Source organism: Novacetimonas maltaceti, assembly GCF_002906255.1.
Classification (GTDB): domain Bacteria; phylum Pseudomonadota; class Alphaproteobacteria; order Acetobacterales; family Acetobacteraceae; genus Novacetimonas; species Novacetimonas maltaceti.
This window is the reverse complement of the sequence record NZ_POTC01000071.1, coordinates 1-10,932: the sequence shown is the minus strand read 5'-3', so window position 1 is coordinate 10,932 and position 10,932 is coordinate 1. Positions and strand designations below refer to the sequence as shown.

Below are 10,932 nucleotides of genomic sequence, written 5' to 3'. Positions count from 1 at the left end.
ACGACCGAATGGACACTCGTTGCTCTCGCATACAACTGTAAAAGAATGGCGCGGCTTCAGGCAGCATAAGCCAGGTCAGCCTTGGCGTTATCAGCCGCAAAATGCCCAACCCGACAGGCTGCTAGGGTTTCAGCTTGTTCCGTGGACACTGTCCATTGAAAAACAGATCGGTAAGGCGGTCTCTGGTGTCGCTCAGAATAACGCATCTATCGCATGGGAATTTTCGCAACGACGGGACGCTGGAATAGCGATGTAAGCTTTATCATAATCCGATTCATCTGGTTCATATCCTCTGGCGGCCAAGAAGGAGGACTGACTGTGACAGACAATATTGTTCAATCGATTATCAGAGTGAGTTTTTGAAACATGGAGGGTTTATCTCTATGTCCGGCAGGGGCTATTGTTATGATAATGCCATCGTCGAGACCTTCTTCAAAACCTTGAAATCGGAACTTGTTTGGCGGGCGATCTTACTAGCCTGACAGGATGCCGAGACCACTATCGGTTGTTACATCGACAGCTTCTATAATCCTGTCCGGCGCCGTTCGTCGCTCGACGTCATCAACCCTGCTGCATACGAAAGGCAGGCAATCTGATCTGAAAAAGCTCTCAACTTTTACGAGATGAGTTCATCAGGCCTATGTCGGCCATGTTCTCGTGCCGACGCTGAGCCCGGACGATGTCGGCGTGTTGGACAATCTACCCGCTCATACGATTCCGGGCGCGCGAAAGGCCATCAAGCGAGCGGCCGCACAGATGAAGTTCCTGCCTCTTTGTAGTCGCGATTCCAACCCGATCGAAATGGAGTTCGCCAAGTTCAAGGCCCTTTTGCGGAGCAAGGCAGTAAGAACCATCTTAGCCCCGCAGGACGCCGCCGGATCAGTCTTGGATGCTTTCTCCCGTGACGAATGTGCCAACTTCTTCACCGCCGCAGGGTATGAATCAGAATAAGGTGGACGTGCTCTAGTAGCAGTTTTCTTTGGTTGTGTGCTCGAGAGGCGTGATCACGCTGGGAACCTGAGTAGCCGAATGGCAAGACAAGGCCAAACATACTTACATCCAAACATCCCATGTATTGACTCTGCGACCGCTTCGCATTTACGTTTGATCCAACCTAATTCGTTGGACAAATTTTCAATGACCCAATTGATATGCGAATGCCATCACACGAGCCATAAGCGCCGTTCTGGTAATATTTTTTATGACCGACGCAATCCATTTTTCTGCATTCTGCTTGGATGCGGTGTGGCTCTACCCTGTATTGGCCAAGCCACTGAAGAGAAAACTCACGACAGAAAACCGAAAACAGAAACCATCGAGGTGCGTGCGCAGTATCAGCACAAGGCGAAAGGATATGTTGCTTTCGACAGCAGTGCCGCCACCAAGACGGACACCCCACTCCGTGAAATTCCGCAGTCCATTTCCGTCGTCACGCGACAACAGATGGATGATCAGGTTACCCAAAACGTCGCGCAGGCATTGCGCTACACGGCAGGAGTTTATTCCGAGCCACGTAGTGACACGATATTCGATACAACATTTATGCGTGGGTTCGGTGGTTTTGCAACGTCGGCCAATTACGTGGGATTTCTGGACGGCATACAGTTACAACAGGGTCAAGGATGGGCCATTCCAACGGTAGATCCTTCAACTCTTGATCGGGTGGAAGTGCTGCGCGGCCCAGCTTCCGTGATGTACGGAGACGCCAGCCCCGGGGGCATCATCAACCTTGACAGCAAACTTCCGTCTCTTTCAGCCCCTCGACAGATTGCGGTCGAAAGCGGCAGTCGCAACAGGATACAGGGCACATTCGATGTCGGCGGTGCCCTCACAGGCGATCAGACACTCCTCTATCGGATCAGCGGCCTGGGCCGACGGGTCGATACGCAGATGCGGGACGCAAAAGAGCAGCGACTGGCTCTCACACCCACGCTGACGTGGAAAGCTACGCCACGAGTAAGCGTTGATTTCGTACTGAATGTCCAACGTGATCCGGACAATAACTTTGCAGGCTGGATCCCTGCAAAGGGGAGTGTTCTGCCTGGCCCGCACGGGCGCATCTCCACGAAATTCAATCCGAGCCAGTCAAACTACGATGGCTACAACCGAACACAGATCATGCCGGAATACCGGGTAAAATATCACTTTCTTCAGGGATGGAACCTACAGCAAACCGTTCGCTACGAATATTTGAATACGAGTTTCAAGGGACTTGCAGTCAATTTCTCCAATCCCTACGACACTAATGGAAATCTCAATCGTTACTCGTCTTGGTCACGTGCTGATCTCAACGGTGTGGTGGCTGACACACGTGTGGAAGGGCATGTGACATCAGGACCACTCCAGCACCGTATTCTTGCTGGCGTAACCTATGACCGCTCGGAATCCTCAATGCAGCAGTCCGCTTACGGGCTAGTCTCGGCACTTGACTATAGCGCGCCCGTCTATGATGCCAGCATCGTGCCTCCTTCCTTGGCCCAGAGCACAAGACAGGACTCACAACGTATCGGGGGATACATACAGGACCAGATCAGGCTCGGTCACTGGTCCCTGCTTCTGGGAGGCCGTCATGACTGGCTTACCATAAGGACGTTCGATCGGCTTTCCGATACGACAAGCACCCAACATGATTCAGCGTTTACCGGACGTGCCGGACTTGTCTATCTTTTTGAAAACGGATTATCACCCTACGTGAGTTATTCGACGTCGTTCCAGCCGGTCGTGGGCGTCGATTATGAGGGGAAAGCATTCCAGCCGACCCGGGCCAGTCAGGTTGAAGGCGGCATCAAATATCAGCCTGTCGGTTATAGCAGTTTCCTGACGATCGCTGCTTACGACATCAATGAACGACACGTCAGCACCACGGACCCGGCTCATCCCTACTACTCCGTCCAGCGCGGTGGCGTGCGGTCCTGGGGCGTCGAATTTGAAGCCCATGCGGCGCTCACGGACAATCTAGGACTGATTGCGTCCTACAGCTACACGGATCCGACTGTTACACATGATCCGGATACAAGTTTGATCGGAAAGCGCCTTTATGCCGTGCCCAGACATATGGCGTCACTTTGGGCGAACTATGCCGTCACCTGGGGACATCTACAGGGCATCAACGTCAGTGGGGGCGTCCGATACGTGGGTTCAAGTGCGGGCGATGAAACCAACAGTTTTACGGTTCCCGGCGTAGTGCTATTCGACACGACACTGCGCTATGATCTCTCCCACCTGTCACCCAGCCTCCATGGATGGACCCTGATGTTCAACGGCACCAACCTGTTCGACCGGAAATATGTGTCATCATGCTTCTCGGCGGGAGGATGTTTTTACGGAAACCGAAGGACATTCAAGACCAGTATTGCGTTTCGGTGGTGATTTTACTACCCGACTATGACCTCTGATACTTCCGTATCCGACATGCGTCTGTTTCATCAGCACCGGGGCGAGAAAAGACAAGACTCCGAATAGATGGGATGATAGGCTATCCAACAAACAAACAGACAGAACAGTACGAACTGAATTGTCATTGACGGTTTGTTATATGAACTGAGAGTTCACATTAGATTCGAACACTTGGAGCGGGTCTTCCTAAAACCACGAAATGACGAGCTAAAATGTTTTAAAAGCAATGGAGAACAGTAGTCATGCGGCCGATCGATCTCATGCCTAAATCTATCTCTGACCGTAACATTTACGAGTCACGCGTGATTGATGATTTTATTCAATCGATTGGTTTCAATGGCTACTTGTATCATGCCTCAGGTTGTGTGCCAGAAATATTTCCTCGTTCTGTAACGGTGACGAACGGGGACGAGCAAACACTCGACTATTTTGCTTCACATTCGCCCATGTCGCCCGAACCGCTTTTTAAAAGCCAACAAAATGGCTTTCGAAATGTATACAGTGCCATTAAAGTAAGAAATAAAAAAGGACATACATACGAAGGCCGAATAGCGAGTCTGAAAGAAATTAAATATATTCCGTTACGGGTAATATCGGGGATTGCTGCCTATTTTCTGCTCTGGAGTAAGTCAAATATTGAACTGGATGTGACGGATTCAGCGGCACGGCGGATTTTATCAGTTTTTCATGGCATGCATGCTCAGATTATCGTTACGACGACCGAGCAGCAGCGGGGTCTCGAGATGCCGCGGCTTACTCGAACAGAACAGAGAGTCCTACGTTGGACAGCAGAGGGCAAAACCGCTTCCGAAGCAGCACAGATTCTCGGTGTTACCGAGCGGACCATTAATTTTCACGTCGCAAATCTTATTTCCAAACTTGATGCAAGCAATAAGACGCATGCAATATTTAAAGCTGTGTGTTTTGGAATTATTCTGTAACATAAAATTTGATAATTACGAAACGAAACACATATTACGAATATAGATATTTGTAGTATGTGGTTGGTATGGATTTTTATTATTGGTTGAGTAATAAACTAATGAGCTCCATGCTCATTGACGTATTGTAGAAAGATAAAAGCTGAACGTCGCTATACGGGCCGCAAAAGGTGACTTTCTTCTTAGATTTTTCGTAAGTGGCCGACAAGTGAGATCAAATCGCCGTAGCAAAAGGACGGCATTTGAGTTAGAAATCATCCTATGTCCCAATCAACCTTACTTTCCCAACTTCCCCGTCGTTCCCTCGTCGATTGCGCGATTGATGCCATGCGGGAAAAAATCGAAAGCGGGGCCTGGCCCGTCGGAGAGCGTATCCCAAAAGAGACTGAACTTGCGGAGATGTTGCAGGTTGGGCGGAATACGGTGAGGGAGGCTATTCGTGTTCTGTCCCATGCTGACGTGCTGGAAGTCCGGCAGGGGGACGGAACTTATGTCCGCTTTGAACTTGACCCTGCCGCAGTTATGCGGCGTGTCACGCGATCCAGTCTCCGGGATCATTTTGAACTGCGTGTCATTCTGGAAACGGAAGCGGCCCGACTGGCTGCAGGACATCGGACCGCCAGGGATATTCGGAAGCTGGAGAAAACGCTCAAGGTGCGCGGAGAGTGGGCTGCGGGCGGTGATCTTGATCGGTTTCTCAAAGCGGATACGGCATTTCATCTGGCGGTCGCCGAAGCGACCCATAATGAAGCCCTGGTTGAACTTTATCGATACTTTCTTGTTGCAGCGCGTCAGGCAGGGCGTGCCGTCATGGAAGAGCATGGGCTGCCTGAACCCGGATACGCCGCCCATGAACGGATATTCCGGGCAATCGAGCAGGGAGATGGCACGCGCGCAGCTCGTGCGGCAAGCGCGGTCGTCCGACCGCTCGTGCAGGCCCTTTCCGATCATACCGGGAACAGGGACTGAGCCGCGCGCCACGGTCATCTACCTGCTGGCCAGAACATGGTGGGCAAGGATTTCGGCTTCTGCCTTCGACGCGGTGGCCATCTGAGGAACACCGAATGCGCGTTCCGCGCCCGGAAACATCTCTTCCAGAGCCGAACGTCGTGTCGCATCGGGCTCAATCAGGATCATGACCCTGCATAATCTGGAAAGGGGCTCGCGGTTTGTCTTAAGCCAGAGTCCTCGCTCCTTTCTGTCATCGTGATCCTCTTCTGGAGCAGGTGGGTAAATCAGGGCAAACGGGGTGTCGCGCTCCAGAAGGGCGGTCATCTCGCCTTTCCAGCTTGCCGCGTAACCCGGGACTACTTTGTCCGGATTCAGACAGACCAGTGGAAAACCGGTTGTATCGAATATTTTCGAAGCGTCAGAAGTAGTCATGCCTATTCTCCATAAGATGTTAAAGAGGAGATCATCGGACCTTTTTTAATGAACGAAGACGTCTCCTCCCGGGGCCGTCTCATGTGAGCGGTTGCGCCATCCATTCGTCACAGTGAGAACTGTGCGGCGCAGCCATCGATGCACCACATCTGAATCGTGGCGGGGATGCCATGCCTGGAAGACGTTGACGGGTGTGAGCTTGAGCGGAAGGGGAAAAGCGTACAACCCAAGACGGTCCAGTGTGTCGCGCTCCATCGCGACATCGGGCACCGGGAGGATCAGATCAGTCCGGTGCAGGCCTTGCATCGCGGTGTAATACGAAGGGACGAGAAGGGCCACGTTCCGGCTGAGGCCGAATTCTTCCTGCAGCGCGTCATCAATGGGACCATGTCGCCGGCTGCGACGTGACACACTGATGTGGTCGTATTGAACCAGGGACTGGGGCGTGATCTCACCAAGCAGGATCGGATGGCCTGCGCGCACGACCGCATGAAACCGGCTTTCGAATAGTGTCTGTCGCATAATTTCTGGACGGAGGTTTTCGGTTGCACCGATATACAGGTCGATCGCACCACGCCGCAGAGCATCGCTATCGTCTCCGTCGGTTTCACTGGCAAAAACAACGGCAGCATCTGGACAGTCTCCCCGCAGGGTCTGAAGCAGCTTCGTCGCGAATGGTCCCACGACGACATCTGCGGCCCGGATCGTGAAGATAGGTTTTATGCCCGTAAAATCCAGTTCCTCGTCTCTGCGCATCAGGTCATGCATGCCCGCGAGGATACGGCTGATGCGCGGCTGCATCTGGAGTGCGCGCGGGGTAGGCACCATGTTGCGGCCCATCTGTACAAGGATCGGATCATCGAAGGTTGCCCTGATCTTGGACAGGGTGCGGCTGATTGTCGCCGCGCTGACCTGAAGACGCTGGGCGGCACCCGTAACGCTCGATTCCTCAATCAGCACATTCATGGCGTGTAACAGGTTCAGGTCGTAGCCACGCGTCATCAATAAAGTCCTCCCGCGCACTGAAGGCGGATCATACCCATCTGCTTGGTAGTATCCGAATAGATAGGAACATAGGATGTTCGTAACAAGTGACCCTGCCAGAAGCATGAGGATGCTGCAATAATTTTATGCGTTCTCACCGTTACGGTTGATGAGAGTCATGTTTTCATATTTGAGTGTTCCCGATCCCGGTCTTTGCGATCACAGTCGCCGCAGACATCCCTATTGCAACTAAAAGAGGCGTCGTTTGACCCGGATCGACCTTCCCCTTGCGGAAGCGGTGGCTGCACCGATACCTGCTGCGCCGTCGCCACCTCCACCGCCTCCTAAAGGTCCGGCGTTCGGCCTTCGTCTCGCCACCGGTCTGATCGGTGTGTTGCTGGCCGTGCTGCTGGCCGGTTTCAACGAGCATACAACCGAAATGGCACTGGCCGATATCAAGGGGCAACTCCATATCGGGCACGACGAGGGAACATGGATTATTGCCCTGTTCGAGGCCTTCAATATTTCAGCGATGGCCTTTGCGCCATGGTGTTCCGTGACGTTCTCTATACGACGTCTGACTATCGTCATGACAGGAATGGTTGGGGTGCTTGGGCTCGCGGCTCCTTTCATGCCGAACCTTGGCGCTCTTCTGATTCTGCGTACCCTGCAGGGGTTCGCCTGTGGCTGCCTGCCTCCCATGCTCATGACGGTGGCGCTGCGCTTCCTCCCACCCAACATCAAGGTTTATGGTCTTGGCGCCTATGCGCTGACGGCGACGTTCGGTCCCAATCTCGGCGTGCCACTGGCCGGCTTCTGGTTCGAATATGTGGGCTGGCAGTTCCTATTCTGGCAGATCGTTCCGCTCTGCGTGATTTCGATGATCTGTGTGGCATGGGGGCTCCCGCAGGATCCGCTGCGGCTGGAGCGCTTCAGGCAGTTCGACTGGAGGGGACTGTTGACCGGTCTGCCTGCGATCTGCTCGCTGGTCATTGCTCTCGAACAGGGTGACCGGCTCGACTGGTTCCGCTCACCGCTTATTACACATCTGTTCTGTGGTGGTGGCTTTCTGTTTATCCTTTTCATTATCAATGAATGGTTCCATCCACTGCCGTTCTTCCGGATTCAGTTGCTCAAACAGAGAAATGTCTCGGACTCCCTGCTGACCCTGGCGGCCGTCCTCGTTCTTTGTGTTGTCACCATAGAGATCCCCTCGGTTTACCTTGAAGAGGTGAGGGGATACCGGCCCATCCAGACTGCGCCCATCGCGCTGATTTTGGCAGTTCCCCAACTGGTCGCGCTGCCACTGGTGTCTGCGCTCTGTAATATTCGCAAAGTTGATTGCCGGATCGTCCTCATGGCCGGGCTGGCCATACAGGGGGCATCCTACTGGCTGGGGACATGGATCGATTCAGACTGGGTGCGTGAGAATTTCTATATTGTCCAGCTGATGCAGGTCGTCAGCCAGCCGATGATGGTCATTTCGATCCTGATGCTGGCCACCATGGGGCTGGGACCAGCGGACGGCCCCTTCATCTCGGGCATGTTTAACATGACCAAGGGATTTGCCAATGCGATTGCGGCTGGAGTCATCGCGGCGCTTCTGCGCCGGCGGGAGCAATACCACTCCACCATGTTGCTGGATATCTACGGTTATAACCAGAATGCCCTTGACGGGATGGGCGATCCCACGAGTACGCTGCTGGCCCCCCACATCGCCGATCCTGATCGCCTGACGTGGAATACGCAGGTTCTTCTCCACGGCAAGGTCGCCGAACAATCCCTCGTACTGGCCTGCGCGGACATTTATTACGTGATGATCGGGCTCTGCGCCGCTTTCATTGTCCTCAATTTGGTCCTGCCCCAGCGGGTTTATCCGCCACGAGCGCCGTCAGTCAGCACCCCGGCCAAATAAGCCATAGGATCGAAACCATGTCAGACAGGATGCATCCCGTGTCACGCTCTACTCCTGAGTTTAAAAACATCCTATCACCCAATGAAAGTATCGAAGTATTCAGGACTGATCTTGAGCGGATTTATGGGAACATGCCCCATGCTGGCGATATTGGGCAGGCCGGGAGCAAGGCGCTCGCCGATGCAGATTATCGTAGCCGGCACTGGCAGAGTAGCGAACCGGGCCCCTTGAGGCCGGGTAGTCTTGCTCATAAGCGGGCGGTGTCGCGCATGTTCCGCGATACGTTCAATCCGTACCGGCCTTCCGTCATCGACTGGCCCCGGCTTGATCCTGATACATTGCGACGCATCACATCTCTGCCGATCTGGGGCATCGCGGTTGAAACCGAAGGCAAGGCGCGTCTCAGGATGGCGGCCTACGCTGCGACGATTGCCGACCCTGACATGAAGAATGCCATCGCCCGGAATGCGTGGGAGGAAAATCGCCATAAGGAAGTCCTCTCCCGGCTGGTGGAGGCCTATGGGATACCGATGGCCAAGGAGCCGCCGTACATCACCCCGCGTGACACGGAATGGGCCTATATGGTCACAGGTTTTTCCGAGTGCGTAGACAGCTTCTTTGCTTTCGGACTGTTCGAACTGGCAAAGCGCTCCGGGTTCTTTCCCGCCGAACTGGTCGAGACGTTCGAGCCGGTCATGCAGGAAGAATGTCGCCATATTCTCCTGTTCGCCAACTGGCTGGCGTGGCATCGCGCCACGGTGCCGCTGTGGAAGCGCCCATGGTTCGAGGCCCGTGTGGTCGGTGTCTGGCTGTTCCTCGCATGGGAGCGGATCGGCATGGTCAGAAGTATGGATGCCGACGGAAATGTGCGCGAGCAGGACGCGAATTTCACCGTATCGGGAGCAAAAGACGTGTCCAGCATCGACCTCAGCCTGCGGGAGCTTCTGGGCATCTGCCTCGTCGAAAACAACCGACGGTTTGCTGGGTATGACGTGAGATTGCGCCGACCCCGGATGATGCAGGGCCTCTCCCGATGCCTTCGCTACGTTCTTCCCCGTTCAAAGCCTCCCACAGTCGCCGCATCACGACCAAACCTGGTCGAGAAGATCGGTGGCATATGCTTTGCGGGTCTTCTCGTTCTTTACGCGTGGACGATGTGACCCCGCTTTCCAACATCCTGCCTGCCTCGCTGACGCACCGGTTCAAGTACGCTGCCGAGGATTTCTGGAGCTGAAATGTCACGTACACGAAATCTTATGCTGATCGGCGCAGGCGTCGTCGGTCTTGGCGCCACCGCCTGGTTCGCGGACCGCCTCATTCTCGGTGACGGTGTTCATGTCGAAACCAACGATGCTTACGTTACGGCTTACTCCACGCTGGTTGCCCCGAAGGTTTCGGGTCGTATCGATCAGGTGCAAGCACGGGACAACGAGCGGGTCCATACGGGTGAAGAACTCGCCCATATCGAGGACGATGATTACCGCGCCGCACTGAAAGTTGCGCAGGGGAACGTCGCGGTCGCGCGAGCAGATATCGCCAATCTGCAGGCTGAACTGAACAGACAGAACGCAGTCATCGCGGCAGCCGCCGCAACAGTGCAGGCCGACGAGGCAGCCCTCGAATTCGCCCGTCAGGATGAAGCGCGTTACCGGAATCTGTCCGCAGGAGGTGCTGGCACGGTCGAGCAGCGCCAGCGGACAGCATCCGGGACGCGGCAGATCGTCGCGACGTTGGCGAGGGATGAGGCTGGTGTCCAGGCCGCGAAAGACCAGGAGGCCGTCCTGACCGCACAACTTGACCGGGCAAAAGGAAGTCTCGTCCGGGCAGAGGGAGAATTGCGTCAGGCGGAACTGGATCTGTCCTACTGCACGATTCCTGCGCCCATCGATGGTGTCGTAGGTGTGCGTGGCGTACGCGTCGGCAATTACGTTCATGCCGGGACCGCGCTCATGGCCGTCGTGCCCGTGCAGGATGCCTTTGTTGTGGCGCATTTTCAGGAGACGCAGCTGACTCATGTGTTGCCGGGACAGAAAGCCACGGTATGGGTGGATACGTTCCCTGGTCATCCGCTCCGCGCCCATGTGGACAGCATACCGCCTGCGACCGGTGTCGCGTTTGCCCCCATCCAGCCGGACAATGCCACCGGGAACTTTACCAAGGTCGTCCAGCGTCTGCCGGTTCGTGTAACCTGGAGGGATCGAAGAACCCTTGATTGATGTGCTTGGCCGGTAATTTCTGGGTTTTGGCGATTTGATTGACGGTTTTTGCGATGGCGTCCAGTCTGCGTTTTGAGCAGATTGGGAGTTGTCTCTC

9 protein-coding genes and 1 pseudogene are annotated in these 10,932 nt (G+C 54.6%); 8 read left to right on the top strand and 2 right to left on the bottom strand.

Translation table 11 applies throughout. From position 1 onward, the window contains the following. Positions 1 to 118: 118 nt before the first annotated feature. The 5 genes and pseudogenes from KMAL_RS17985 to KMAL_RS15020 all read left to right on the top strand — a co-directional run bounded on the left by KMAL_RS17985 (position 119) and on the right by KMAL_RS15020 (position 5,306). A complete protein-coding gene (locus KMAL_RS17985; protein ID WP_456306382.1) occupies positions 119 to 256 on the top strand; it encodes a DUF3363 domain-containing protein in 138 nt (45 codons plus the stop codon). A gap of 392 nt (positions 257 to 648) precedes the next feature. Next, positions 649 to 951: pseudogene (locus KMAL_RS15035) on the top strand (transposase); the annotation flags it as partial. 186 nt (positions 952 to 1,137) lie between these two features. Further along, positions 1,138 to 3,369, top strand: a complete 2,232-nt coding sequence (locus KMAL_RS15030) for a TonB-dependent siderophore receptor (RefSeq protein ID WP_158309233.1) — start codon at positions 1,138 to 1,140, stop codon at positions 3,367 to 3,369. A 269-nt stretch (positions 3,370 to 3,638) separates the two neighbouring features. Further along, on the top strand, positions 3,639 to 4,337 hold the full coding sequence (locus tag KMAL_RS15025) for a LuxR C-terminal-related transcriptional regulator (RefSeq protein ID WP_014106195.1): 699 nt from the start codon (positions 3,639 to 3,641) through the stop codon (positions 4,335 to 4,337). 261 nt (positions 4,338 to 4,598) lie between these two features. Then, complete coding sequence (locus KMAL_RS15020; RefSeq protein WP_014106196.1) at positions 4,599 to 5,306, top strand: FadR/GntR family transcriptional regulator; 708 nt, start codon at positions 4,599 to 4,601, stop codon at positions 5,304 to 5,306. Between the two features lie 18 nt (positions 5,307 to 5,324). Here the strand turns inward: KMAL_RS15020 and KMAL_RS15015 are convergent, their stop codons facing one another. Both KMAL_RS15015 and KMAL_RS15010 read right to left on the bottom strand, forming a co-directional pair. Continuing rightward, positions 5,325 to 5,720: a hypothetical protein gene (locus tag KMAL_RS15015; RefSeq protein ID WP_014106197.1), complete on the bottom strand. Its 396-nt coding sequence runs from the start codon at positions 5,718 to 5,720 to the stop codon at positions 5,325 to 5,327. Positions 5,721 to 5,765: 45 nt separating this feature from the next. Then, positions 5,766 to 6,722, bottom strand: coding sequence for a LysR family transcriptional regulator (locus tag KMAL_RS15010; RefSeq protein ID WP_025825766.1), 957 nt, complete (start codon positions 6,720 to 6,722; stop codon positions 5,766 to 5,768). 247 nt (positions 6,723 to 6,969) lie between these two features. Here KMAL_RS15010 and KMAL_RS15005 point away from each other — a divergent pair, with 247 nt between their 5' ends. From KMAL_RS15005 to KMAL_RS14995, 3 genes are all read left to right on the top strand, one after another. Then, the gene (locus KMAL_RS15005) at positions 6,970 to 8,619 is read left to right on the top strand and encodes an MFS transporter (RefSeq protein WP_014106199.1); all 1,650 of its coding nucleotides are present in this window, start codon (positions 6,970 to 6,972) and stop codon (positions 8,617 to 8,619) included. Between the two features lie 131 nt (positions 8,620 to 8,750). Next, positions 8,751 to 9,779 carry a ferritin-like domain-containing protein gene (locus KMAL_RS15000; protein WP_239020168.1) on the top strand — a complete coding sequence of 343 codons (1,029 nt, stop codon included), beginning with the start codon at positions 8,751 to 8,753 and terminating at the stop codon, positions 9,777 to 9,779. 75 nt (positions 9,780 to 9,854) lie between these two features. Then, entirely contained in the window at positions 9,855 to 10,835 is a 981-nt protein-coding gene (locus tag KMAL_RS14995; protein ID WP_408887933.1) for an HlyD family secretion protein, read from the top strand. Positions 10,836 to 10,932: the final 97 nt, after the last annotated feature.